This is a genomic window from Pseudomonas violetae (assembly GCF_023072615.1).
Classification (GTDB): Bacteria; Pseudomonadota; Gammaproteobacteria; order Pseudomonadales; family Pseudomonadaceae; genus Aquipseudomonas; species Aquipseudomonas violetae.
In genome coordinates this window covers 227,376-253,957 of record NZ_JAKNRW010000001.1, presented here as the reverse complement: position 1 = coordinate 253,957, position 26,582 = coordinate 227,376, and the positions used below count along the sequence as shown (strand labels likewise).

General features: G+C 54.8%; 22 protein-coding genes. 13 read left to right on the top strand and 9 right to left on the bottom strand.

What is annotated here, in order from left to right:
• Positions 1–4: 4 nt before the first annotated feature.
• Positions 5–1,543 carry an MFS transporter gene (locus L9059_RS01190; protein WP_282615300.1) on the bottom strand — a complete coding sequence of 513 codons (1,539 nt, stop codon included), beginning with the start codon at positions 1,541–1,543 and terminating at the stop codon, positions 5–7.
• A gap of 1,511 nt (positions 1,544–3,054) precedes the next feature.
• Between L9059_RS01190 and L9059_RS01180 the strand changes: the two genes are divergently transcribed.
• Positions 3,055–3,528 (top strand): hypothetical protein, encoded by a 474-nt coding sequence (locus L9059_RS01180; RefSeq protein ID WP_247286122.1) that lies wholly within the window; start codon positions 3,055–3,057, stop codon positions 3,526–3,528.
• Positions 3,529–3,642: 114 nt separating this feature from the next.
• On the opposite strand, the gene L9059_RS01175 is transcribed toward L9059_RS01180, so the two are convergent.
• Entirely contained in the window at positions 3,643–4,770 is a 1,128-nt protein-coding gene (locus L9059_RS01175; RefSeq protein ID WP_247286120.1) for a hypothetical protein, read from the bottom strand.
• Between the two features lie 515 nt (positions 4,771–5,285).
• Here L9059_RS01175 and L9059_RS01170 point away from each other — a divergent pair.
• Entirely contained in the window at positions 5,286–6,455 is a 1,170-nt protein-coding gene (locus L9059_RS01170) for a hypothetical protein (protein WP_247286118.1), read from the top strand.
• 774 nt (positions 6,456–7,229) lie between these two features.
• Positions 7,230–7,790 (top strand): RNA chaperone Hfq, encoded by a 561-nt coding sequence (locus L9059_RS01165; protein ID WP_247286116.1) that lies wholly within the window; start codon positions 7,230–7,232, stop codon positions 7,788–7,790.
• On the opposite strand, the gene L9059_RS01160 is transcribed toward L9059_RS01165, so the two are convergent.
• Positions 7,787–9,568 (bottom strand): hypothetical protein, encoded by a 1,782-nt coding sequence (locus L9059_RS01160; protein ID WP_247286115.1) that lies wholly within the window; start codon positions 9,566–9,568, stop codon positions 7,787–7,789. The genes L9059_RS01165 and L9059_RS01160 overlap by 4 nt on opposite strands.
• A gap of 442 nt (positions 9,569–10,010) precedes the next feature.
• Positions 10,011–10,853 carry a hypothetical protein gene (locus L9059_RS01155; RefSeq protein WP_247286113.1) on the bottom strand — a complete coding sequence of 281 codons (843 nt, stop codon included), beginning with the start codon at positions 10,851–10,853 and terminating at the stop codon, positions 10,011–10,013.
• 564 nt (positions 10,854–11,417) lie between these two features.
• Here L9059_RS01155 and L9059_RS01150 point away from each other — a divergent pair.
• From L9059_RS01150 to L9059_RS01130, 5 genes are all read left to right on the top strand, one after another.
• Positions 11,418–14,018, top strand: a complete 2,601-nt coding sequence (locus L9059_RS01150) for an autotransporter family protein (protein ID WP_247286111.1) — start codon at positions 11,418–11,420, stop codon at positions 14,016–14,018.
• Positions 14,019–14,145: 127 nt separating this feature from the next.
• Positions 14,146–14,949 (top strand): alpha/beta fold hydrolase, encoded by an 804-nt coding sequence (locus L9059_RS01145; RefSeq protein ID WP_247286109.1) that lies wholly within the window; start codon positions 14,146–14,148, stop codon positions 14,947–14,949.
• Positions 14,950–14,982: 33 nt separating this feature from the next.
• A complete protein-coding gene (locus tag L9059_RS01140) occupies positions 14,983–15,582 on the top strand; it encodes a hypothetical protein (protein ID WP_247286107.1) in 600 nt (199 codons plus the stop codon).
• Between the two features lie 580 nt (positions 15,583–16,162).
• Positions 16,163–16,393 carry a hypothetical protein gene (locus L9059_RS01135; protein ID WP_247286089.1) on the top strand — a complete coding sequence of 77 codons (231 nt, stop codon included), beginning with the start codon at positions 16,163–16,165 and terminating at the stop codon, positions 16,391–16,393.
• On the top strand, positions 16,390–17,100 hold the full coding sequence (locus L9059_RS01130; protein WP_247286086.1) for a hypothetical protein: 711 nt from the start codon (positions 16,390–16,392) through the stop codon (positions 17,098–17,100). Before L9059_RS01135 ends, L9059_RS01130 begins: the two co-directional genes overlap by 4 nt.
• 2 nt (positions 17,101–17,102) lie before the next feature.
• Here the strand turns inward: L9059_RS01130 and L9059_RS01125 are convergent, their stop codons facing one another.
• Positions 17,103–18,245: a tyrosine-type recombinase/integrase gene (locus L9059_RS01125; protein ID WP_247286077.1), complete on the bottom strand. Its 1,143-nt coding sequence runs from the start codon at positions 18,243–18,245 to the stop codon at positions 17,103–17,105.
• Between the two features lie 526 nt (positions 18,246–18,771).
• On the bottom strand, positions 18,772–19,731 hold the full coding sequence (locus L9059_RS30695) for a TonB family protein (protein WP_247286075.1): 960 nt from the start codon (positions 19,729–19,731) through the stop codon (positions 18,772–18,774).
• Between the two features lie 163 nt (positions 19,732–19,894).
• On the opposite strand from L9059_RS30695, the gene L9059_RS01115 reads away from it, so the two are divergent.
• Positions 19,895–20,596, top strand: coding sequence for an ERCC4 domain-containing protein (locus tag L9059_RS01115; protein ID WP_247286073.1), 702 nt, complete (start codon positions 19,895–19,897; stop codon positions 20,594–20,596).
• Positions 20,597–20,666: 70 nt separating this feature from the next.
• Here L9059_RS01115 and L9059_RS01110 read toward each other — a convergent pair whose 3' ends face one another.
• Together L9059_RS01110 and L9059_RS01105 are read right to left on the bottom strand one after the other, a co-directional pair.
• Entirely contained in the window at positions 20,667–21,404 is a 738-nt protein-coding gene (locus L9059_RS01110; protein WP_247286071.1) for a TonB C-terminal domain-containing protein, read from the bottom strand.
• A gap of 234 nt (positions 21,405–21,638) precedes the next feature.
• Positions 21,639–22,442 (bottom strand): M48 family metallopeptidase, encoded by an 804-nt coding sequence (locus L9059_RS01105; protein ID WP_247286824.1) that lies wholly within the window; start codon positions 22,440–22,442, stop codon positions 21,639–21,641.
• 349 nt (positions 22,443–22,791) lie between these two features.
• Here L9059_RS01105 and L9059_RS01100 point away from each other — a divergent pair, with 349 nt between their 5' ends.
• From L9059_RS01100 to L9059_RS01090, 3 genes are all read left to right on the top strand, one after another.
• Positions 22,792–23,076: a hypothetical protein gene (locus L9059_RS01100; protein ID WP_247286063.1), complete on the top strand. Its 285-nt coding sequence runs from the start codon at positions 22,792–22,794 to the stop codon at positions 23,074–23,076.
• Between the two features lie 81 nt (positions 23,077–23,157).
• Positions 23,158–24,063 carry a DUF4352 domain-containing protein gene (locus L9059_RS01095; RefSeq protein WP_247286061.1) on the top strand — a complete coding sequence of 302 codons (906 nt, stop codon included), beginning with the start codon at positions 23,158–23,160 and terminating at the stop codon, positions 24,061–24,063.
• An 88-nt stretch (positions 24,064–24,151) separates the two neighbouring features.
• Complete coding sequence (locus L9059_RS01090; RefSeq protein ID WP_247286059.1) at positions 24,152–24,766, top strand: hypothetical protein; 615 nt, start codon at positions 24,152–24,154, stop codon at positions 24,764–24,766.
• A gap of 150 nt (positions 24,767–24,916) precedes the next feature.
• Here L9059_RS01090 and L9059_RS01085 read toward each other — a convergent pair whose 3' ends face one another.
• Complete coding sequence (locus tag L9059_RS01085; RefSeq protein WP_247286057.1) at positions 24,917–25,399, bottom strand: hypothetical protein; 483 nt, start codon at positions 25,397–25,399, stop codon at positions 24,917–24,919.
• Between the two features lie 300 nt (positions 25,400–25,699).
• On the opposite strand from L9059_RS01085, the gene L9059_RS01080 reads away from it, so the two are divergent.
• Complete coding sequence (locus L9059_RS01080) at positions 25,700–26,554, top strand: prepilin-type N-terminal cleavage/methylation domain-containing protein (RefSeq protein WP_247286055.1); 855 nt, start codon at positions 25,700–25,702, stop codon at positions 26,552–26,554.
• Positions 26,555–26,582: the final 28 nt, after the last annotated feature.

The following is a 26,582-nucleotide window of genomic DNA, read 5'->3' as shown; positions in this document are numbered from 1 at the left end:
TTGATCAGGAGACGGCACGCGGCGGGAAGATACGTGTCGGCATAATGGGAATCAGTACGATGAGCAGCAGCGCTAGCCCAGCCATATAGAGGTAGAGGTCCGAGGAGGTCAGTACGATGGCCTGCTCGTGAAGCCTGTGCGCCATTTCAGTAGTGGATGCGCCACCGGTCACAGGCGGGTTGTTGCCATAGCGATCAACCAGCATCGTTGAGTGAAAGTGCATCCGATGCATGCTGAGTGTTTCCAGCGTGCTACTGGCTGCGACCGCTGCGAACCCTTTGATGGTATTGAACCAGGCAGAGGCAAACGGTCCATCAGTAGGCTGAAGCCCGCCCGTGGCCAGCATCAGCAATGGAATGACCGCCATGGGTTGCGCGATGATCTGAATCATCTGCATCAGGTAAAATTCTTCCCGATGCCACGCCTGTGTGAGGTGAGATCCGATCCCACAGGCAACGGCCAGGAGTGCTAGACCAATCGCCAATACCCACCGGCAGTCGACGATGCGGTTGTTAAGCAGTGCAACAACGAGCGGTAGCGCGATCAACTGGGGAACCGCTACCCATAGCAGCACCGGAGCAGTTTGCAGAGGACGATAACCCTGAACGTCCGCCAGAAAGTTTGAGGGAATGATAATCACGCCTAGCAGTACGAACAGTACGCCGCCCAAAGTAATCAACGCATGGGAAAGGTTGCGTATTCGCAGCATTTGAATCTTGAAAAATGGTAGGGGCTGAGACCACTCATTGATGAAGAACAGGATCAACAGTGACAGACCTCCGCCGATGAGTAACCGGATCAGTTGACTATTGAACCAGTCCAGACGATGGCCTTGTTCAAGCCCCAACACGATCATGACGAGCGCCGGAGCTCCCAGCAGTAAACCGCGCCAGTTAAATTGCTTGATGCGCTCGAGCTTCATCGGATCTTGCGGCAAACCCCAGGCAACGAAACCCATTGCCAGCAGACACATCGGAATGATCTGCCAGAATGCGTACTGCCATCCCAGGTACTCAACGCTCCATGCTGCAAGGGGCAAACCGAAGCTGGGGCCGAAGGTCGCCGTCAGCGCATAGCTGCCAAGACCGTACAGTTTTACGCCCGGGGGCAGGAAGCGCAGGGCCACCGACATCAGCATTGGTGGCAACGCACCCCCGGCCAAACCTTGCAGAATCCTCAGGATCAGCATTGATTCGTAGTTTGGGGCGAACGGGCTCAGCACACCCAAGAGCATGAAGCTACCGATCGCTGCGAGGGTAAATCGACGTAGGGTAAACGTAGCGGAACACCATGGCGCAAAAGCCATGGCGGTCACGGAAAACGCGGCATAGACAGACAACAGCCAAGTGCCTTGGTCATAGCTGTACCCCAGCGCACCGCGAATGTCGGGCATCGCGAACTTGGTGACGTTTTCGTTGAAACCAGAAACCAGCACGGCCAATAGGACACCCACCAAACCTGTCGCGATGCGTACACCGAAGGCCGCGGGAGCGGCAACAGGAGGTCTGGTTGGGGTCTCGATACTCGTGTGGGCGGAAGGCAGCGGAAAGGCGCCGGACAAGGCGCCGGACAAGGCGTTCACAGCGGCCTCCTGCACGAGCAGGTTCTTACGGCAAGGAGCAATAGCATTGTCCGAGCACTCCATATCTTTAAAAGAGGCGCGCAGATTAGGGGGGGGGACAGCTGTTAAAAAGTGATAATTAGGTATGTCTGAGTTGCGATTTATGCAATCCGGGATCGCGTCAGGGCTTTAGTTGCGCACTCCACGCACGTACTCGCCTACTGACGGCGTCATCGGTTGAAGAGTTGATCAAAAAGCTACCGGTCCTGAGACAGTTGAAAAACTGGCTGGAGAAAACGCAGTCTCAGGTGACGCCGCAGGAGGCAGCTAGAGCGTTACGTGGAGGCTGTTTTTTTACCGATCGACAACAACATCCCGTATTCAGGACTGGCTAATAGGCATGCTTGCCAGAGAAGGCAAACACTGTTCTGTTATCGCCAGCGCAGGATTGACCCGGTTACCGAATTTTCACTGACCCAGGCTCCTATCTTGTGAGTCAATACCGGTTCTGGATTATTGCCGATTGGTGTTGGGTCAGCGTGGCATCGGCCACTGGGTCAATTCGGCGTCAGCGCCAACACCCCAAACGCCTTGTGACAATCTTTATTGTTTGCAATGGAGCCGTTTTTTTGGAGATTTTGAGGTTTGTGACAAACTTTATTTTTATGGAGCTAGCGTTGTAATGACCTACAGGCCCCGGAATACGCGGGGCACTGTGACAATCTTTATTGTTTCATTACAGCTCTAGAACGCCGCTTTGCGCGGTGCCTTAACCCACCCCATAGGCTTTGGCCAAATTCAATCAATACTGAAAATTTTTCCAAAAATACTGAAACACTACGTACCCACCATCCTGTCCAACCGCTGTTCCTTTCGGTTTTTCTTTTCTTTTCTCCCCATCTTTTCCTAGGCGGCGTGCACCTCCATCCCGGCGGGGTAGGGCTGCTTTTTTAAAGGAGGTTTGAACAGTGGAGATGTGTCGGGAGGAAAATTTTAGGGTGTCAGTAGCCCTTGTAGTTATGTTGTTATGAGTGGAAGGGGTGGTTTTGGGTGGCGGTGCGTTTAGGGGGAGGGCGAAAGCTCGGGGGCTCTTTTGAAAGGGCTTCGCGGTGGGTCAGGAAGGTCACCAAAAGACGGTTTTCGCGGGCCAGGCTATGTTGTTATGAGGCGGAGGACATGGGCCGGGGTATGTGTTCCGGGGTCCTATGGCCACAAACAATAAAGTCCGTCTCAGTAGAACAAAGTCTGTCCCGCTGCTGAATCTAGATTAGGCCTTGCAGGCCGAGCAGTTAGCGCTGCCGGCGAAACGCGGCAACCTCTTTGCGCCAGCTGAGAAGGCCGGGATCGGATCATCGGTAGCTGTCGGTTCCGAACAAATGAGATGAGTAAGTACACAGGGTTGGCTTGCATCGGAAATGTCTAATGTGGGAGGCTTCTTGGCGCTATCGGGCAACTCGAATCGCCAGAGCACAGACAGCGGGCACGATATGAAAATGAGCAAACAGCAAGTGCGTATGGAAATGAGATTGTCAGCCAAAGCTGCGTTCGGCGCCGTGAGGCTGTATTTCAGTGGCACGGGAGCAAAGGGTCGTACAGCCACATTCTTGAAAAGAGTCGGTGCCTCCTTTGTCTATCTAGTCGCTGGATTCATTGCAATAACTTCCTGGGCCGTCGTTGGCGGGTTACTCATTGGCCCTGGGCATGAGGATGTTCTACGCAGTTTTCACGCTTGGATGATCGGCACGCCTGTTGACCAAGTTGTCGCAAGAGGGAATGCGTTAGTGAGTGAAAATGCGGCACAGTTCCTTGCGTCGGCGCTGCTGATCGCGGTCATGTGGAGACTGGGTGATGTGACGCGACCGGCAATAGCAGAGGCGAAGCTACGCTACCGGGCAAAAGTAGCTGAGCAAAGTGGGGATGCCCCCCCAGGAGCTTCGGGCTCGGTGAAACGCCGCTCCGCTACGTAAGTATCCTGCCCTCGTGCGCAGGCGGTAAATCCGCGAGAGGTTGTGTGGGAGCTGCTCTAGGTCTAATTACAAGCATGTCGTACGAGGTAGGCCCAAACGCCGGTCAATCCTTTCTTACTCCTCATCGTCCTCGTCCTCGTCCTCGTCCAATATGATTCGCTGCATCGCCCATCCAGTGTCCACGTTCAAGGCAGATACTAGATCGAGTTTACTTCCAATGAGCATGTCAGCTATCCCAACCCCCGAGAGGCACAAGGTAGCGAATTTTGAGAACTCTCCATCAACATCCTCTAAGGCGGGCGAGCCTAGTTGCAGATCTGTCACCTGTTCATTAAGTGCCAGCAACACACCTACGCTCGCACAGTCACGGCTGAATAAAAGATCGTGCCACGAGTTGAGTTCGCGGTCGTAGACCGAGCCGAGATGGCAGTACGAGCGCCCGTCACGTTTCAGAATCCAGGGCCAGCGAGACAGCAGTAGGGCTACCCGACTGGTGACCTTCCATTCAGTGATGAAATCTCCCACGCAAGCCTGGCGCTGGAGTATCTGAGCCCGATCCTCGGAATTTTGAGGATCGTTTCGTGGCTCGGGAGCTGTCGGCGTTAGGTATACAGGTATTTCTCCAAGATCAGCGTCGTGGATTACGAACGATGCCTCGCCGAGGTTGGTTTGATATTCGCTGAACGCTCTAAAGTCCCACCCAAGCTCGCTAAAGATGGCGATCCAAGGTTCCTCTTCAACGAACCCGCACAGTTGCAGCGCGACGCTTACCTTCTCAGGATCTGGAGGAACCCAAAATTCGGAGGCAATTTCCTCGTCTGTCTCCTCCCCTAAATCACTTTCTGCAACGTCATGCGCAAAATCCTCAAACGCTCTTAGTTGGTCGCTGTGTAGCGTGATGGCGTCTCCATGTTGGAATGCCTCGTAGCGGCGATTAGATGATGGGGGAAGTGCGCCTAACAGATACAGCGCTTCCCCTGGGTCCAGTCCACAACGCGATACCAGTATCTTCGCGTAGTTTCTGGTCCGTTCATTTGCTAGCTTCTCGTCGACGTCCTCATCGACCCGGGACGGTGGTAACGATTCCATCGCAAAAATCATCAGATCCCAGCTTCCGAACCCGCACAAGTTGGCCAACATTGAGGCTGCCTCGTCACGCGCGATCTCCATTCCCTTCGAGCACAGGTCAACCCACTGCTGAGCGCGCTGAACGGATTTGAGGATGAACGGTTCTATAGCCATAGAATGACCCTCGAAGGTGTAGCTCACGCTAGATACGAGCCAGGCAGGACACTCCTGCGGGTATGCCCTAGGGCATTGAGAATAGCCGCTGTTCACGTCATTTGCAGTGGCCAGAGTGTCCTCACTCCACCGGCCGGTCGTGTCAGCTGGTGGGACTTGGCGTAGTTTCTACTCTCATTCGATCGACAACCCTCTGAGGGAGTTGTGTTGTGCTTCGTAGCGATGCGGTTGGGATACCGGAACCACGTAGGCTTCGTTTACGACTGGAATCATCATCCAATCTCAATCGGTTCTTGTTCTTAACAAATAAGCCCCCCACTGCGCGCAGCCTGACCTGTTCGGCAGTGAGAGGGTGTATCCGGATCGTGGTCTCTAGGAAGGGTTCCGGGAGGCTCTGAACGGCAAGCTAACACGCGTGAATTCGGACGACCCGTTTTGGTTTGCCCTGCACAGTAGGTAGTGGAACTATGAGGGAGTTTTTCTACCATGGGCCGGATTCCTGTATGAGATACGAAATGCACATCAATGGCCGAGCACTGAATAGTCGGCGCACGCTCGTTTCGCGAATTAAAGATCTGCTCAACCTCGAGGAGATGTTCCGCGGCGAACCGAGCGATGGCCAACATGACGCCTCGGCCGCCGCGGACGCTGGAAAGATGCACAGCCTGGTCAGGCTGAAACGCTTTGTGGCACCGATCGTATCCCTTCTTGCGGCCCCGATCCTGTTGGCGTTCGTACCGACTGCGAACGCTGGCTGGCAGCCAATTCGGACGTCGTCGAACGCGTCCGGATGGCAAAAGGTGGTATGTGATAATGCAAACGCTGGTTGGCGTTCCTGTGAAATGGGGCTGACCGTTGTTTTGACCGCAGCTCCTGCAGCCCTCGCAGCTACAGGGGAAACCACTACGATCACCGCCACGGTAACCGACTATTACGGGGGCAACGTCGGCTCCGGCACCACTCTAAATTGGAGCACAACAGACGGAGCCCTGGGCGCTCCGCAATCCGCCACCGACGTCAATGGACAAGCGTTCGTAACGCTGACCTCATCGAGCACGATTGGCGGAGCCTCAGTGACGGGTGCCACTTCTGAGGGCTCTGGCTCCTTGTACGTCCCGTTCACTGATAAATGGCTGGCCATCGGGCCGACCTACACAGCATGGGCTAACACCGGCGCCCCCTATAGCTGCACTGGATGGTCGCCAGCTGCCTCAACGGTCGCCCAGGGGGCATTTTTTACACAGTACCAAAACTGTAATCAGAACCAAATCGCCTACCAGCAGAATCGGCAACAGAGCGCGGTCACTGGCCAGATTGTAAACGTCGGCGGTCCTATTCCCCTCTATCAGACGATTGTGATAACTCAAAGTCAGGGTGCCGTTGGTACGCTTCCTCCGCCTCAACCGCCTAAACCACCGGCTCCTGTCTGTATGGTCACTCAAGGATCGACGGTCAGCTCTCCTATCATTGGCTGGTCGCAGAACAATAACAACGGGAGTTGGTCGCTGTACGACCAAGGCGCCACAGGGATTGCCACACAAGGTAGTGCCGCCAAATACGAAAAGTGGGGCGGAAGTGTGCAGTACAACGGCTACACATACACGGTCGGCGAATTTGTGGTGTATGGAATGTCTGGTAAAAACCAAGAGAGGAGCGTCTGGCAGATTTGTAAAGCACCCTTATAGCCTTAGCTGAGGGTTCTAGCTCAACTGACGAAAGTGGCCGCCACATGCGGCCACTTTTTTTTGCTGCAGATTTACCAAGGGAAGCTCCCACCCTAGCGCGTTATAGTCGGTCACTTTTGGTAGCGCTATCGGAGGGTAAGTGGCTTATCTAATGCGGCATTTGCGCGGTGAGCGATGGCTGAAGTCACGCGTTTTCGCGTATGACTAATCCGTGTTGCCGTCAGTCAAACGAACAACCCGCCCAAGCAAAATGTCCGTTTGATTATTCTTTGAATCGCGCACCAATCCTGACTACGTGTGGGCGTCGTCGATCGTTGAACGTGTTTGGCGCGTCGGGCGCAGAGCTCGATACCTGGAGGTCGTTTTGTGATGCGATGTGGCGTCCAATCGAATGGCTACGGGAGGCCAGGCCAGGGCTTTTAACCGGCGATACGTTAGAGAGTTCCTTGCATCGTTGCCCACTGGGCCTCGTGCTAAAATTAGCTATAGTTTTAGCAGAGTTGCGCCAAATTCTGCAGCAGGGCCGCTGCGAAACCGAGGGTGGCATTTTGGAATCCTGCTCCCTCCGAGCGCCGACCTAAATCTCAAAAATCACTCCCACTGAAAATCCAAACTCTCGTTTTTTTGAGTTTTCACTGAATTTCAGACCGATAGCGTGTCTAAGTGCAGCTTCACACTATTATGCCATCACTTTCATTGTAAACTGGTGCAATAGCGTTCAGTGGACGTCTACTATGACCGATCCTTTTAGATAATCGCGACCAGGATGGCCGCATGACGAATCAGAACATGGATCGACCGTTTATACCTGAGTACGACCGCTCCACCAACGAGCAGGATAGGTTCCTGGACTACTGTCAGCGAAACGAATCACTCATCACCATCTACCTAGATTCTGGGCTCACGCTTCAGGGGAAAGTCCTGGAGCACGACCGGAAGGTATTGGTTTTGGGTCCGATGCGGATGGCCAAAGAACCTCGCCTGATCTATAAAAATTACATCGCGTTGGTGCGAGCCCAAGAGGTGCTGCCTCTCTTCCTTGAATACAAAGGAAGAGGGAACCACATCACCCGTAAGAAAGCTAAACAGGCCAAACGTAGATCCGACTTAGCAGCACGCAGTGAGGCTAAGCGATCGCCATCACACGTCCGTGAAAAACCATCTATGACCGCCAAAGCGCCAAGCAGGAGGAGCGAGAAGAGGGGTACCTCACATCGATCGATAGAGGTAGCGGTGAAGAAGGCGTCCCGCAGAGCTCCAGCAGTCCCAACGACGAAGCCGTCGCCACTATCCAAACGCAATGGAGACGACGGCCGTCCTTCAGAGGATTGCTAGTTGCTGGACCAGACCTCTAGATGTGGACCGGCGTATGCAATCACTACCTTGCCATCGATGATGTCAAAATGCACACGCATCCCTTCAAGGCCAGAACCGTTACCTACCTTTAAGTGGCGTTCGAAGTAGTGCGGACGGCCGAGGTAATGGAACTCGCGCAGCGCACGTAACTTACCGTTGGAGCTGGTGTTCTCAGACTCGTTCGCAGAGTAGCTCTTGCCCAGTAGGGCGCGCGCGGTCGCATCAGGATTACCACTCATGATGGAGTCGTAGTATCCAAAGACCATTGCGCTGATGACTTCAAGCATACGAGCCGAGCTTTGAAACGTCGCTGCTTCTTTCGCCGACTTCCACGCCGAGTCCAGGACAACTACGCGGCCCTCCGATGTTGCCTCAACGAACAGCAGAACGTCGGTCGGGGTAATGGCTTCACGGATAGCAATACGGCGCATCAAGTCCATGCTCACCGCGAGGCACTCAGGCCGGCGATTCGCTAAAGTAAGAGTCTCATTGACGCTGCGCAGGTTGAAGTTCTCAGTCCGCAGCTCCATAAGCGCCGTTGCGTTCTGCTCAATCGTCGCGTGAGCCGACTCCAATTCGGCCTGTATGTGTTGGACGTCCTGCGGTACAACAGCGGTCGCATGGCGCTGGACCGGTAGCTTCTCAACCACGGATAGAGACGCAGGCGATTTGGCCGCAACACCTGGTACCTTCCGGTGTAGTCGGTCCCACTCAGCGTAGAAACTCTGCCATGCCCGGACCACCGGGAGTAGGTTTTCTAGCTCATCTTTGAACCAGCCCCGATTCGCTTTAATTTCCGCACCACCCGCCTCGGCGAGCGCCCCGATCTTAGCCATTGCGGTAACAGTGAGGTTCGCACCCAGAGTGGCGATCTGAAGCTCAAGTTCGCGCACCTTGGCAAGCTGCTTGTCCGCGCGCTGTAGGAAAGCTGCAGGGTCCAACCTAGAGTAGGTGGCCGTGATCAGCGAGCGGAGCAGCTGAATGGCGTCTTCTGTTTGTCCTTTCGGCTGAACGATGGCGCGTCCTATCAAGTCGCGCTGAAAGGTTTTGTGATCAAATGGTAGCTCCATGGCACTCGCGTGTTGGACCATTGCATCAATTGCAATCGCCCATTGAGGCAGCGCGAATTCAGAGCAGAATTGGCTGTATACGATTCCAACTAGATTCTCTCCTGAGCGCAGCGCCAAGGCGTGAGATTCCGCCATATCCAGCAGACGGGGCACGCGTTTGGCCTGCGACACGGAATTGTGACCGAAGAGATGAACCTCCCGAATTATGTCGGCGAAGCTGTCCATGTCCATCTGCTCACTGAGCGGCTGGAGGGCGTCAAGATCACGACCCACCTTTGCTACTACCGCTGCCCTTTGCATCGCACGCTCTGGCAACATGTTCACCAGCTGTTCGCTGGTTCCGAGTAGAACTGAGCTGAACGGATCAGGCAGTTCCATAACCAATACGGTGATGGCCATCTCGATTCGAAGTCGGTCGGGCTGCGATAGCTTTACCGCGGTGTCGCTCAGCCGTTCCTGCAACGAGCCCATATACAGGAGAGGCAGCGCGAACTCACGATAGAACGCGCCGGCCTGGAACAGCGAAGTCAGGATCGGAAAATGCTGAACAATTGTTTTTACTAACTCAGCAGCGGGGGAGCCCAGGGCCATCGCTCGAAGCTTGTCACGGGCGTCGTTCCCGAGTACGTGACCCAGATTGAAGTCCAGCCGGCTGCCTATATCAACTCGCTGAAAATCGTCGCCCATCACTCGTTCTACAATTTCGCGATGTTCCAAGACACCGAGAAATGCGACAAGGACGTGAGCCGGAGGCGCGCTCGTACGCTTTGGTAAGCCGCACGAGGCCATGCCTCGCACTCCATTAAGTTCTGAGCTACGGAGCCGCATGAGTTTATCGGCGACGTCCGTAACAGCTTTGGTAGACCCATACCAGAGGGACCATGCGGCCTGGCAGTTCGTCGCGTTTCGGTAAGCCGGTGGAACGATGTAGTGAATTCGTCCCGGTTTTCCGCCTTTGGGTACCACGCCACTCCCAGCTGAGGGCTCCTCGAGCAACCGGTCTGGGATATCGCCTACGTTATTGTCTCTTACAACTCCAGCAGCTACATCCATGATGATTCCTCCGTTTTGGCATGGAGGAGCTCAACCTAACGGCACGCTCCCCAATTCCAAGGAAATTGCCAAACAATCAGAACGACGTGTATGAGGTGCCGTAGGCCGGCGCCTGACGTTCGAAATAGGGTTTGGTTACTGGAGGTTTAGTGAAGAGACGGGAATCGATATCGTCTGTGTCATCGTCATCAAGACTGGTGGCATCAAGAAGATAGGGCTGTTCGTCAAAACTATCTGCATCCAACTGCGAGGAAGTGGAGTCTTCGCCAAAAAACGGGATTCCCCAGTGCTTGACGTACGTGAGAAGGAAACGAGATGTGACGTTCAGAACCTTAGCTGCTTCGATGATCGGCTGTACCTCTGCGACCTCGACTGCACGGCGGTGGAACTCGTTCTGTACGTCAAGCGATGGTTCGCCAACAAACACAATCTGCTCGTTGTAGGCGAAGGTTTTAAGAAACCGGTGCGTAACCTTCAGGATTTTTGATGCTTCGACAAGGGTAAACACCTCGGCGAGTTCACACGCGCGCTCGTAGAACACGTTCTGACCTTGCCAGAGTGCCTTGCGGCCATCGGCTTCAAGCTTGGGGGTTATTTTTAAGTCGCCAGGCTGGACCGGACGGGCAGGGGCCTGCACCTGGCGCAACTCGTAATGGATCATGTAGTGATCCCAGAGCTTCTTGGCTTGGCGCGTTTCAAGCTGCGTACGCTTGGTACGGTCAAAGAAGGTCACGCCGTGCTTTTCAGCATGAATACGGAGCCCGCCAGTGCTGATGCGCAGGAGCCGCGCTGCCTCTTTTATGGAGAACGTCTTCGCTAGGTCGAGGACCTTGCCATGAAAGTCATTCAGAGCTGCGTCATCAGCGGCTTTCGCCCGCTCGGACAGCTTCGGATTAAGATCCAGTACCTGGTTGCTCATTGCTCACCCCCTACATATGTTAGCGAGGGGGTTGTCCTAAACCGGACTCTGGCCATGTAGCAGGCATGGTAGGGATGGGAGGCCGAATCCTCAAATCGGATTCGAACCCACCCCTAGCGCATAGCAAGGGGAATCCCCCGGCCGTCAGTGCCTTATCTACTGGCAGAGAGACCAAGTCTCCCCCTCTACACGTGTGTCTGACGGCGAGATAATTCCCAGCACGTCAAACTTTATGAGCCAATTTATTGGCTTCGGGTGAGATAGTACCGTGCCACTAGTGTCTGTGAACAGCGTCACGTATCCAATCTTTGGGAATGAACGCTAAAAAGTTCCTCGCTGTGCATGTTTACTGACGAACGGTAGTGTGGTAAATGGCTGCGGGCCTTTGTTTTATAACAAAAATCGATGTCCCCTACGTTTGCGAGAAAATTCGTTTTGGAAACACCATTTTGGCTGGTCGTTTCGATTTTGGTCGTTATGCTCTTTCTCGCCATCGGTACCTGAAGCCATGAGATATCCCATCAGGTCGCCGAATCCCCCAAAAATTGCAAGGATTCAAACTTGATGAAACACACCCTGAGCAAAACCATTCTGGCCGTTGCCGTAACAGCAGCCACCGCTAGCGCATTCGCTGTCCCGGCACTAAACCTGAGCCAGGACGTAAGTGGCCTCAACGAGGTTTCGTTCACTCGTCTACAAGTCGGGAACGTAACGCTGGTGGGAGATGCCAACCGGGCTCCGGGCCAGGACGGAACCGGATTTGAAGGTGTGTTCATCAGCGGCGACCTGACCAACAACGCGAATGTAACTGCTCAGGGTAATTTCGTTGATGGCCTGGATCTGGACTCCACCGAAGGTGGTGACCCACTCAAAACCACCGTTGGCGGTACCCTCACCAACAACGGTGCTTTTACCCTGAGCGGCATCGCTCCAGTCGGCATCATTACCGACGGCGCAAACATTGCCGGCAGCGTCGTGAACAACGGCAACATGACCATCAACGGCCTCGACAACACAATCGACGCTGACACTCCTCGTGCAATCGAACTGGGCAATACACAGCTGGGCGGTGACGTCGTCAACACCGGCAAGCTGTCCGTGACTGGCCGCGGCGCGAAGGGTATCTACGCATTTTCCTCCCCCGACGCAGCCATTCGCGGCAGCATCGCGAAGGACGTCATCAACAAGGGCGTAATCAGTGTGACCGGCGACGAATCCGCTGCGATCAGCCTGAATGGCATCGAGTTCAGCCGTGACGTGGTCAACCAAGGCCGACTAGAAGCAAGTGGCGCCAACGCATCCGGCGTGCTGATCAAAGACATGATGTACAACGCCGTCAATAACACCGGCACCATTGCGGTCACGGGCGAAGATTCTGTTGCTGTTCGCTTTCAGGACTCGACCAACCCGACTTCCCACGTAGCCACCAACGGCGTAGTAAACACTGGTGAAATCTCCGCCACCGGAACCGCTATCAAAGTCGAAAGCCTGACCCAAAATACGGCCAAAGGCGGTGACGACAACCCAAGTAACCTTTTCGTTATCCACCAGAACGGCGGCAGCATCATCGGTGGCGACAAGTCCATCGACGGTAACTTCCAAACCAAACTGGAATGGACCGCTGGCACCATCACTGGCGACATCGAGGGTCTAACCCTGATGCAGGTTGCTGGTAACGGCACCTTCAATGGCAACGAGATCGAAGCTCTCCTGGTTGATGTAAAAAGCGGGACCTTGTACACAGCCTCCTCGTCGACCAATTTGACGGGCGATCTGTCGGTCGCTGCGGCCGGTAGTTTGCAGGTCCGCGTTAGCGATTTGACCAGCACTACAACTCCGCTGGTGAACGTTGATGGCGTCGCGTCCTTCGAAAAAGGCAGCAAGATTGGCGTAACTGCGACTCCAGACGACTTCAAGGGTACTCGTGAAGGCAAAACCTACACGCTGGTGAAGGCTGGCTTCATCGATGACGGCGGTCTGACGGTAGTGAGCAACTCTGCGCTGCTCAACATCACTGGCTTCAAGGTCGATGAAGAAACCGTGACTGCCACCGTGACGGGCCAGGCGGGTCCAACCGTATCCGAGATTATTCGCGGCCTCGGTGCGACCGGCAACGCCGGCCGCGCGATTGTTCCTTTCGCGGACTCTGTCATTGGTCAGCTTGACGCCAATGACCCGGTCTTCATCGCTTTCGCAAACGCTGATGCAAAGGAATTGGCTCGATTGGCCGAACAGCTGTCCCCAGATGTAAGCGGCGGTGCAACTCAGGCTGCTCTGGGCGGCCAGACTTTGGTTTCCAAGGCACTGAATGAGCGCAACTCCGAAGTCCGAGGCAAATCGTCGGGCGACGTCCTGCAGGAGACCGGTGTTTGGGTCAAAGGCCTCTACTCCGATGCCGACCAGGGTACTCGTGATGGCATCTCTGGCTACAACGCGTACAGCAGCGGTATCGTGGTCGGTGCCGACGGCAAGCTGACAACTGACCTGACATTGGGTGTCGCGTACAGCTACATCAAGTCGGATGTGAACAGCCAGTTCAACCAGACCGAAGTTGATATGCACGCTCTGACCGCATACGGCAGCTGGACCAATGGCCCGGCTTTCGTCGACGCCAGCGTTACTGCAGGCAAGAACGACAACAGCAGTAAGCGTGACGTTGCCGGCACCCAAGCCAAGGGCGATTACGACAGCGACCTGTTCGGTGCCAATGTCCTGGCTGGCTACGGTTTCGGCTTCGAAAACGGCTTTGTTGTCGAGCCTCGCGCCGCTCTTCGTTACGCAAACGTGAAGATCGATGGCTACACCGAGAAGAACTCGAGCGCTGCTCTTAACGTTGGTGGCCAGCGCATTGAAGTCGGTGAATTCGGCGCCGGTGTTCGTGTGGCGAAGGACTTCGCCTTCATGAACGGCACCTTCAAGCCTGAAGCTACCGCAATGGCATACCACGACTTCATCGGTGACAAAGCGAACACCACGAGTACCTTCCTTCTGGGCGGCTCCCCGTTCGTCACCTCCGGTGCTTCCACTGCTCGTGACAGCTACGAGTTTGGCTTGGGCGCGAAGTACAGCATTGGTGCGGTTACCGTTGGTGCAAACTACAGCTATCTCACCAAGACCGACTTCAACTCCGATACATTCAGCGTTGCAGCAAGATATGACTTTTAATTGACTGACAGATCAATCGGTTAGACAAAACGGCCAGTCTTTCTGGCCGTTTTTCTGCTTGCGGTTGCATCTGCCGATAGGCGCCTTGAAGGCCCTTATCGAGAGCTGCACTGAGGAAGGGAAGGTAGTGCTCAAATTAATCGCTGTTGCCGGTTTTATTTCTAGTCTTTTGAGCGGATGTGCATCTGGCGTGCGGCTTGAAAACTACTCGGCCGGCCCGCTGCATCCACTGGTGCTACCGACTAATTCTTTTCCAATTCAGGCAATGGTTCCAGCGGCAGGGACTTACAAGCACCTTCGTGTCTACATCGAGGGTGATGGCCACGCATGGGCTACCTCATCTCAGCCCAGCACAGACCCGACTCCACACTCGTCTCTCATGCTTCGGCTCGCGGTAAAGGACGCCGGCCCGGCCGCCTACCTGGCAAGACCATGCCAGTTCGTTACCTCCAGCAGTTGCAACCCTGGTGTTTGGACAGCATCAAGGTTTTCCAAGACCGAAATAGACTCCATGAACTCAGCGCTATCAGGATTGAAAAGTCGGTTCATGGTCGAGTCAATCGAGCTAGTTGGGCACTCTGGGGGCGGTGAGATCGCGTTGGTTCTTGCCGCCATGCGTGATGATGTCGAACAAGTGCAGACACTCGCAGGTAACGTCGACCCAGTCTATTGGACGAACCTGCACAAGCTAACCCCGCTCCAGAGCCCGATAACGCCCCTGCAATTCAGGAACAAGCTTCGCAGCGTGCCGCAGCGCCACATCGTCGGACTGAACGATTTGATCGTCCCTCCGGCCGTAGTGCAGGCCTACAGCGCTCAGCTGGATGGTGCGTGCCTTGAGGTGGTCGAGGTGAATGCCACCCACACAGAAGGCTATGACGCCGTCTGGCAGCGTCTATCCAACACTCCCATGCTCTGTAAGGGGCGATAACACTCATTGGAATTAGTAGCATGGAATGCTTGTATGACTGAATCACCTAAAGGGCAGCCTCAAGACCATCTCACAGTGCAACGACAGGCCTTGCTGGAAACTCTGGCGTCTGAGCAGCACTATCACGAAACGCCCACTCTTGTTTACGGCCCTCACAACCCTTTGGAGGTCGCATTGGCGGCCTGCGACACGTGCTTTGCCGGCGGCAACCTCGAGCGGATATTTAAAGGAAAATCTGCTCCCCGATGGCAAGTGATATGCAAGGGGTGCGGAAGGAAGGGCAGTGACCTTGTACGCGATCGTCACACGGCGTCGCTGCTGTGGAATGGGGTAAACCTCCAAACCCAATGCTATGCAGATCTTCCTCTCTTTGGCTTGGCCGGGCTTACCCCCCGGGATGCTCACAACCGGATACGGCATATTCGCGCTAACCTGGTACTGCGTATCGCCTTGTGCGACATCGAAAGCCAAATGCACAACGCAGGCATTTCCGGGAAAAAGCCAGGGGCGGACTATCGCGTAAGGCTCGATGCTTACCTCAAGTGGTGCATGCTGGCCCACAGGCTTATCAAGGTGGCGAGGGGCAAGAGTTGTCCTAGCGTTAAGGCAGCCGAACTCTCAGCCACCGAATGATTCCGTGACATGGTTTTGGTTTGGCGTGCCCGACTACAGCCCCTAGGATAGGTTCGCAATGAACCTTCCTGTACAACCGCGAAACTGTTCGAGTGCGATCAACGATGCTGAAAGCCGGATTGGCCCTATTAACGACAGCTGCCTTTTGCATCGCAGTGTCGATGGTCGTTGAGCACAACAGGAGGGAAGCAAGGGCAGAGGGTTTCATTTCACGCATGAAGCCATTTTTAGAGCTCGCAGCTACAAATCCCCACAATCCCGAAACAATCGCTATGGCCAAATCACCTGGCAATACGGATGGTCCAGTCAGTCGACGGTGCCATGCACCTGATTTTCTATACCGAAGACTCCGAGGTCTGCATCACCGGCTTAGCCGCTCTGGGCCCGGGTTTTGAGCTTGTGATTGTTAACGGAGAGGTGGCCCGCACCAGGCAAAGCCTCACTACGGCGTGCCGCGCAGCCGTGAAGCCTCGGATTGTTGCTCGCATAAAGTCTCACTCCGCCCTGACAGCGAGCCCACAGGTTAGTGGGTTGCAGTAATTTCATTCCCCAGCCAAGGCTGGGAATACTGGAGAACACCATGCTCATCGCTTCGAAGTGCGGAACCATCTCCGCAGGCACACTTATCCGTGAAAGCGGCACGCATTGGGTCCTTTCGGTTGAAAAAAGCGAGGTACTGGTGAGTAAGACTAAAGGTGCCGATCGCGCATTCAATAACATGGTTGACGCATTAAAGTGGGCCGAAGCCGACCAGGAGCTGGTAGATCATTTCACTTCTCTAATGGCTGCCAGGGCGAGCGGGGGAAAATGAGCTCACGGTTGAGACCTGGTGAAATCCTGTTAAAAAATCCACCAGCCCGGTCTGCGCTTGGGGTGGCCGGCGTCTTCACCGCGCTGATCCTCGTTGCGCTGCCAGCAATATCGTGGGCCCCGGCAGGACTGATAGCCATTGGGCTGTGTGCTGCTGCTTCAGGTTTTTTGCTGCTGAGTGGTATAGGCGCAAGCCGAATTCAGAAGCCTCAGGCGGTGGCTGGGATCTTCATGGTTGTCTACGGGGTTAGCTGCCTCGGTGGCGGATTCAGCGGGCACTCCGACCCACTCATGCCACTACTGCACGAGCAGGCGCCCCAAGATGCCGGCGGCGAGCTCTGGACGAGGGCCACCTCGGCGGACCAGGCGCAGGCATTTCTAGGCGCGGCCGAAGCTGCAACGCAGAAGGCTTTGATCTTTTGGGGAGACGTTGAGTGCGAACTTTGTAACAGGGCAATGGCATTGGGTGTGCTGAGCCCCTCAATTAACCCCAAGCTGGCTGGATATCGGTTGATTCATGTGAAGGGTAGGGGGCCAGCCATTGAGGCCCTTAGAGCGCGCTACGGCGCCTCTGGCCAGCCTGCACTGACACTGCTACGGGGTGATGGCAATGTGCCGGACTACGGACGCATCAACAGTACGGCTGATGCGGTGGCAGTGATGCGGCTTCTGGAATTCGATGAGCAAGCAGAAGCCGCGATGAGATGAGCCTAAGACTCATCAATGTTCTCTGGGATGCCCATGAAAGTCTGACCAATTCCTAGGGCCTCAGCCTCACTGCGATGGATTCGGGTGCTCTGCCCTTTCTGAGCGAGACTAAGTGCGCCGAAGTCAAACTTCGCTCGCACATAGCCGGACGCGTTTTTATGGCTTTTCCAACCGACAAATTTCATCAGGGAGTCAAGATCCCACCCTTCGTCAACAGCCCAGTTCGCAAACCCATGCCGCATGGAATGGGTAGAAATACTGGCGGCCGAAAGCCCCGCATTGACGCACATTTCAGTCAGCAGTGGCCCGATACTCTTGGAGGCAATGCCGAGTTCGTCCAAATCACCCCAATGGTGGATCTTACGGAACACCGGTCCCTGGGTGATGCCGGCCGATTCGATCCAATCAACATACGCAGATACCGGGCACAACTCGCGCAACGCTTCCATTCTGTAGGTCTGACCACTAGCGCTTCGATCTGTTTTTGAGAACGGCAGATAGATTTCTATTTGTTCGCCCTTGATCGCGTGAGTATTTTCAACGGTTAGGCGCGACAGTTCATCGCTACGGAACGCTCGCCAGAAGCCCAGCAGCACCAATGCCTTGTCTCGAAGAGCCCTCAATAGCTGTTTGCGCAGCTTTTTGCGGCCGGCAAGATCGGATACGGGGCCACCCTGGGAGGAGGCAGACTGTTGCATCCCGTGCACAGCGCTGACAATTTGTGCATCGAGGCTCGCTACGATCTTGCGGACCAGATCAAGGGAGAGGGGACGCGCCTTCTTGGGGGGCTTCATGTGAAGCTTTCGGATGCCCTTCATCGTCAGCTTTACCTCATGGGCCTTCGTAGGGTCGGTAAACTCATGATGCTTGTGCCAAGCCGAGATTCCCGCGAGACGAACTTCCAGAGTTCTGACCGAAAGTTTTTTTGCATAGGCAGCGAGGTAATCGCATACCACGTCGCTTGTAGTCGGCAAAACCTTACCCCAGTCGTACTGAAAATGCCGTACAGCTGACGTGTAGGCGGCAGCTGTGTTCCCCGACACCGCCGCGGCCTGGTACGCAGCGGCGCTGTTAGCCGCAGCAATCAATGACTCACGGGTAGGCTCAGTAATCAGCGTTGTGCGCAGGATGCGATTCTCAGTCATTGGCGCGCTTCCAGTGGCATTCGTTTCCAGATGTCATGGGCAAAATGAACAATACCCCCCCGACTCGTCTTCAACGCGCCGCTGGATAGTCTCTTCATATCCACTTGAACCGTCGATCGAGTGCTCAAGAGGCGCAGGAACTCGGTGCCTGCAGCGCTATTTCGCAGGCCGTTATAGTTCTCAACCAGTCCGCGATTCGAGGCACAAGCCATTCGACACTCGTAGAAGGTAACTGCCATGGGGATTCCTCGACGGCTCAAAACATGAAGGCACAGGTGCGTTTGCACATTAGCAACCAGGAGGTGCAGTGTAACGCGCACATGTTCATCTAGCAGACGAACCCGATAGGCAGACCAAAGAAGGAAGTGACTGCAGTCGCGCCCCTGGGGCCCGTCTCGGGACGCTCTGAATGCTGGATTGGTGACCGCCCGCGTAGGGAAAAGGCTTTCTACAGGCCTCTAAACGAACACCGCATCCGAGGTGGTGACGCGCACAAAAAAGCCGGCTGATGGGCCGGCTGGTTTGATTATCCCGCAAGATCCTCGGGGCTGAACTTCACTCTGCGCTCCCGATAAAGTCGATTGTAGGCCTCATCAGACACCCGAGACATCTCTCTGATCGGCTTCACCGCTTTTATTGCGGTGGTTGCAGATCTATCAAAACCCTTATCACCGCTCGATGACACGACTTGAGCTGAGCGCACGGCCCCGTCTCTAGACATTTTGATAACGATTTCTACTGCCATGCCGCTACGCGCGCTCGGGGGGCGTTTCCAGTTCGCCACAATGTGCTGGACCAGAATTCCATCCACGTTTTCCAGAGGCTTGGATGAGGGCGACTCAACTAATGCTGGTTGTTTGATTTGCTCAAGGACCGGGTGAGACTTCAGCCCCGTGACGGGAGTTTGAAGTGCAGCGAGGATAGTGTCGCCCTGCGCTGCAATGTTGGCCTGCGGTGCGCCGCTCTCCGCCGCTTCTGGTACAGGGGCGACAAAACTGTTGCCACCAGCTGGGAACACCCTTACGCCAACAGGCACGGGCGCTGCAGGGCCCATTTGAAGGAGTGATTTTACCGGAGCAGTGCTTCCCAGGCTCCCACGGGGCATATCAGCCTGCGTGTTCGCCGCCACTGGTGGATGTTTCTCAGGTGTCGCCGCGGGTTCGGTTACAACAGGATCAAGTGTCGTGCCGGCGCCTTCCTGAGGGTTCACCGGGGGGGAGCCGTCGGCAATTTCCTCAGTAAGGGGGGTACCACTGAGCAAAGGCAGCATCGCCAGTTGATTCTCCTTCAACTGTGCAACTATCGCCTGGAGCTGCTTAACTTGTTGGTCTTGGGCCTGGATCAGTTCCGCCTGCTGGGTCGACGTCTTGGCATACGAACTCATATCCGTGCGGACGGATGCAACCATGATCAGGGATACCGCTGACATAGAAATGAGTACCAAGCCAACGGCGGACCCCAACAGCGCTAGATTCTTTTCACTCACACCACGTACCTCTCAGGTTGTGAGCATAGGGTAACGGCTTCTATCGAATCTCAAAGCCAAAACGGGGGTTCGAAATGTTCCCCGTGACAGCGCGGGATGTACGTTGCGGAAGCCGCTCCGATCGTTATATTTATCTGAACACTCACCGGACCAGGAAAACAGAATGGTCAAAATATATGTGGACGCGCGCGAGGCGCCGTCAGGAATTCCCGAAGCACTACGTGAGTTAGGTGCCGAGGTTGAGATGGCCAATCTGGAGGTCGGAGATTATGTACTCTCTGCAGATTTATGTCTGGAGAGGAAGACAGCGGTGGATTTGGTACAAAGCATAGTCGATGGAAGATTTATCAACCAAACCAACAAGATGGCGCTCAGCTTCAAGCGAAATATCTGGCTAATCGAGGGAGACATTTTCGCGGTTCGATCGAAAATCCATCCTGACGCGCTGGACGGCGCCTTAAGCTATCTCGCCGTCGTGATGGGGCAAACGGTGCTCTGGTACAAAACGCCGAAGCGAGCCGCTGGGATAATTTTTCGTATGTTGTCCCATGAAACAAAGGGCTTAGGCTATATACCACCCATGCGGAAAGGGAAGGTACCCGCCGGCACAGGTCAAGCTGTGTTCAGTGTCGAGGGTTTTGATGGGTGTGGCCCCGTCGCAGCGAGGAAATTGCTTGAGCATTTTCGCTCGGTCTACGCAGTGGTTAACGCCAGCGTCGAAGACTTGCTAGCCGTTAAGGGGATCGGCCCGAAGAAGGCGCAGGCTCTCTATGATGGATGGCACTATCAGATCCCGGAAGGCGAGCGGATCGCTGACCAATTAACATTGCTAGCCGACCCACCTGCTGCTCAGCCGCTCGTGTGACTGGTGCCCCTGAGCATTGCGCCAGGGGCCACCTTATCGTGATCTCTAGGTGACCAGCCCATAAGCCGAATCACATTAAAAATTTCACTTCACGCTGCTGAAGATACTTCATATAGATACCACGGTTGACCGTAGTCATTTCTGGAATCTTCGCGAGGTCAGCTGCTGCCTTAATCACGGAATCGTCAACCTCCTTCACTCCACTCGGTCTCGGGACCATGGCATTGGTAATCGTACCGTCTGGTGCGAAATGCACAACCAGGTCAACCGTACTTCCTGCTGCTGCACCTTCTGGGCGCACCCAACGCTCCTGCAGCCTGGCGAGCAAAAGGCGGTCGAAGTTCTCTACTCCTTTCTGTTCCGCGGCTACCATCAGCTTCTGAGCATCGGCCTTTTCGGCATCAGCTTTGGCCAGCACCGCGGCTCGGTCGGCATCCATAGCGTCTTTGGTAGACCGGTACGAAACCGACTGCTGAACAGTCTGCTGCAGCCAGGAAAGCCGGTTATTCGTTTCAACCAATTCTTTCTGAATGTTGGATTGGTTAACCTTCACATCGTTTGAGTCAGTGCTCGCCTGAACAGAGCGGGCCTCAATATCGAGAATCCGAACTCGCTGTGTTTGCCACGCATCGTCGATGGCACTCGCGGCACTAAGGGCCTTGAAGGAAGCGTAGAACGCTAGAACACACATGGATGCCATCACAACAACGACGATAAGGCCGACGGTGATGAGCGTCGTGCGCTTAACGTTTACCGTCGAATCGTCAGCTTCCGTACCCTGACTGAGGTTTTTTAAAAAGGCTCGCATCGCGCTCCATAACCTACTCAGATTCACGCCTTCCCGGCGACTAGGCAGGATGCCTAGCCTTGGCATTCTCCACCGGATTTCGTATCGACTCCATCCAAAATGGTGGTTCGGAATTTAAGCACCGCATAGCCGGCCGCAGGGGCGCTTCGCTAATCGGCGATGCGGATGCGGGTGCCGGCTAATAAACGAAAATCCCGGCACTGGGCCGGGACTCTAATCGCTATCGAACGCGACTTAGTGTTTCGCTGCAACATACAGGGGCATCACTTTCGACATAGCGGCTGCAAGCATCGTCATGCGGTCAGCATCACTAGGGTGAGTGCTCAGAAAGGATGGCCTCGACGGGCCCTTATTCACAGCGCTCATCTTCTTCCAGAGGGTCAATGCCGCGCGCGGGTCAAACCCTGCTCGAGCTGCCAATTCCAGCCCGATGAGGTCCGCTTCCTCTTCATCCGTTCTGCTGAACGGTAGACCCACCCCGGTATTGAGCGCCTTGGTGATCACTGATTTCCCGAGGGTGCCGGCACCCAACACGTTCGCGCCAACACCACCCGCAAGCTCGAATACCGCTCTGGACGATGCCTGTTCGCGGCCATGCTCCCGAAGTGCGTGTGCCACTTCGTGCGCTAGGACAATAGCCAACTCGTCGTCGGTAAGCTTGAGCTTATCTATGAGCCCGCTGTAGACCACAATCTTGCCTCCCGGTCCGCAGAACGCGTTAACCTCATCGGACTGTATGACGTTTACGAACCACGGCCACTGCTCAGCATCAGGTCGAAATACATGAGTCTGCATTACCAGTCTTACTGTGACGCTTTGGACGTGCCTGCCCAACGTTGTGTCCGTTATAAGCAATCCTGCGGCTTCAGCCCTCTTCACACCGTCACGGTAGGTGAGGGCGAATGAACGGTTAACGTCGTTCTGCGAATACCCGTTCCACATGTACTGGGTTCGGTCGACGCCCACGACGCCAGGGCTCGTTGTCTGAATGCCTGTGCAACCACTTAAAAGGCCTAAATGCGCGGCTAGGCCAACCATGAAAAATCTTTTCACACCACACTCCCTTGATGGACCGTGCTGATTCATTTTGACCCCGAACCAACAAGTTAGGCATTGAGCTCCTGAAACCCAGTCTCAGAACTCAGGCACGAGCGACGTCTCGTACAGTAGCAACTTAACTGGAGTATCCAATGCGACTACCTTCCGGCCTGGGAGCTATCTAGAGCACTGTTTTACATCGACCGACCCGATAGCCTCTGCGGTAACTCTGCGACGTTTCCAATCCCATGGCGCCATCAACCTCAGGCTCCTCTGCTAACGACGCGATTTACTTAGCAGGGCTAAATGGCCAGTATACGGAATCCTGCCACTCTCAGAGACTTACTAAATGGACAATCGCCACGTACCCAACCCAAGCGAGCCTCACTACAACGTGTGGTTCCTTGTGGAGGCAGCCCTGCGGATGAACGCTCGCCGCCTGCCTTTCGGCGAGGAAACCCATGTGCGCAAGCTGGTGGGCGAAGAGCTATGGGACCAACTAGGCGGCGAAGGTGGAAATGGCAATTTATTCGGCAAACACGTTGCGAAGAATCTTGAGTACTTTTCGCTTGAGTACGCAAGAAAGCAGGGAACACGCACGATGTACCGTCGCCGGGAAGAAGCTGAGATTTAGTACCGGCCCCAGGCCTTGCGCTTGAGTTTCGGGTCTCTACGGCTAGATCCCCTTCAAACGATCTATGGAAAGAGTATTCATATGTCTACCAGCCGTCTCGCCTTGGTCCTGATGTTATGTCTCGCAACACCCTCCTTTGTTTCTGCAGCCGCGAAGAAGGACACCAAGAGTTCGGCGCTACCAGACTGTGAAAACCTGCAACTCGACGGATCTAACCTGTCCGCGGAACAAAGCGAGTTCCTCTTCTCCATCCAGAAGGTCCTGATGACTGCCGAGACGCTTGGGTTCGCTCGTGGTCAGGACACGCTCCTCAAACGCTTCTACGCGCAGCGCAAGGGCAAAGAATTTAATAATGACGTGATGAAGCTCAAGGAGTATCGGAAGCAGCAAGCCATGAGCCGCCTGATGGATCATGACTTTGATGAAGCCGATGTTGCAGTGGGTGAGGCTCTTGAGGGACACAAGCTTGATAAGGATGGCTTCGACATCCTCATCTGTCGCGTAGGCGCCATTGGTAGCACGGCCACCAATGCCTACAATGTGTATGCAACAGACTACCTCAAAGGGCTTCAAGAAAAGCGGGAAAGCATGAGTGCCCAAGTTGGGTATTTCGATGTGACAATCAACGATTGCACCCTCAGCAAATCTATAAATACCGGGAACCAGTTCACAACGGTGAAGGCAGATCCTGACGCCCGTTTCCTGACGGTGAATGCGACTTTTAAGAATACTGACAACGAGGGCCGGCTACCACTCGCAGGAAGCCTTTTTATCTCGAAAAACGGAAAAGACTACACATTCGATACTACTGAAACCGTCATGAGTGAAGGCTATGGCATACGTTTACGGTCACTCAATCCTCTGATCAAGCTAACTACAAAAATTGTGTACAAGGTGCCAAACGAGCTTAGTGGTGAAGTCTATTGGAGGCCAGGTAGGAACCCCGAGGACAAAAAGCTTTGGTGCACCTATCTACCGGAAGCCTAGCCTTGATAGGTCTAAATGCTGAGTTACTCGGCAGAAGATGGCGAGGTTCGGCGTTTGTTAGGACAACCGAAATTGGAAAGGATCTCAGATGAAGTTAAGAGTGCTTGCCGTAGTCGTTTTTTCTTGTGCTGTGCTCAATGGCGCCTACGCGGCGGCGGACAAAAACAGAGTAATGAGTGAAGCCAGATGGTACACAGAGGCATATGTAAAAGAGTACCTCTCCAAAATTAAATCAAGTTTTTTGGGGCCGATTTTTCACAAGAACGTAGCCTATTCATTCTCTGGGGATGCGCATGGATATAAGCAAGCCAGTAGAAATCTGTTAGAGGAGCCCGTTTCGATTCGGAAGGGGGCATTTTTGCGGTGGCCCCCCAAGGAAAGTGGCAAGAACCTGGCTATGGAGTTGGATGACCAGTGCGTGCGTCTGATTGCCCAAGGACTCAGAGGCTTGGAACAACTGACAAGGCAAAGGTTATCTGGAGCGCCGTCAAAAGGAATTATTATTTCCGGGATTCAGACGGGAGAGTTGGCTTCTGCGCCGTTGGACCTGAACCAGAATAGAAGCAGAAAAATCTTGGTAACTCCTCCTTTGGGGGACGGGCAGATGCGCTGCAATGTTTACAAAACACTGAGAGGGGGCTATGTGACGTACGACGTTTCCGTGGTGTTTATTGCAACAGCTGCTTACTGGATGGGCCGCTAGATCAAATCACAAACGCCTCGGAAAACCGTAGTGTTTTCCATCGAGGCGTTCACCACAACTCTGGCGTCAGCCTTGCAATTCAAAAGCCGTCATGGTCCATACCGAAGTGAGGGCTGACCTCCTCAACTCCCATCGTCAGTCCATTTCCGATTAGACCCGAACCGGCGGCATCTTTGCCGCAACTGCGGGTTGAACTGACTCTCGCTGCTGCTCGTAGAAGAATGGAAGCTGCTCAGGTGACATGGGCTCCTTGGTGCCCACCAGATAGGCCCGAACTTCATAACCCTCACCATCCGGCCAGTCTAGAGTGATGATATTCAGCGAGGGCGCGTGGCCAAGGATGGGCCAGGCGGGCAGGGTGCGGGCGTAGTGAAGAATCATCATCTCCAAGGGTACTAAGTCCCTTAGATGGGCGCTTGGTGCTCGATCCATCGCCCGGAACGCGAATGCAAGGCGTAGCTTTGGGTCCTCCTGCTTCGTGAGTTGGGCAAGCTGATCGCTGTCCGCCTTGAATCGAGCTCCCCGCTCATCTACCTCGGAAATGGTCGTCATCGTGGTACCGGACGCACGCCGAACGCCGGCCAAGGGGCTGAATGCAAGAATAGAGATGGTCGAATAGTTAGGAACAGGCATGGGCGAGTCGTCCGGAGAGGTTCTTCATTATCAGGACAGGATAACAGCCGCGACTCTTGGCCATCGTCATCCTCCTACGTATGACTTCGAATACTCGACTTTGCAATTAAGGCAGATGCATCGCGATGGCTACCGTGAAGGGCAACCCCCGACGGGTTGACGCAGAGCTTGGTCACCGGCAGAAAACCTCCCCGCGTTCACTCACAGATTCCGAGACCCTGTTTTGGGTTGAGCTTTCGTCCGTCGGTTGAAATGATGGTGCGATCGAATGTCAATCTGACAGCCAGCAAGAGTCCGAACATGCGCCCAAATAGCCAATCAGGTTTTTCCCTTCTTGAGTTGGCCGTAGCCATTGCGATCATGGCTATGGTCACCGCGGCCACCGTTCCTTCCTATATGGAGGACATCAACGAGAAGAGGGCCAACCTGACAGCTCAGGACACCCAGTCCATCCTCGACGCGGCGCGGGTATTTAGAACCAGCACGGGCAACTGGCCGGGCAACCCTTCCTGTGCCAACGCGATCGCCATTTTGCAGGGTTCCACCCCGCCATACCTGGGCGGCATTGGGGCGATGAACAAATACAACTCGCCGGTTTCCACGTCTTGCACTGCTGCCACGTTCAGCGTTGATCAAAACATCATTCAAGATTGGGACGGGGTTGTAGCGAACAATCTCCCAGGGACGACCGTGATCAACGCCGCGTCGCACCTCATCCGAAGCACCATTGGTATTCCGGGTACCGAAGCCGGGCTGGATGACAAACTGTCGCGGAAATTGCAGGCCAACGCCCAGCTAAACCGAATGGAAACCACCCTATTGCTGGGTTACAACAACATTAATGAGGTCTGGAACCTCGACACGGTGTCGGTAACCGCCAGCGGCAACATCGCATCCGCCACCTTGAACACAACGGGGCGGGCGACTGTTGCAGATCTCGCTATCTCTGGCTCCAACGTTGAAACCGCGTCGTGTTCTCCGAACGGGTTGGTGAGCAAATCTGCGTCTGGATCCCCCCTGTATTGCACCAGCGGTCGCTGGGTTAAGCAGGTGTCCTATAACCCTGGCTCTGTCGCTTCGGGGCAGGTATGCGGCGATTTCGCCAAAGGTTCGATCGCATTCGACTCCTCAGGAAAGATGTACGTCTGTAAATGACGAGTTCTGTTGACCCTATTGCTTGATC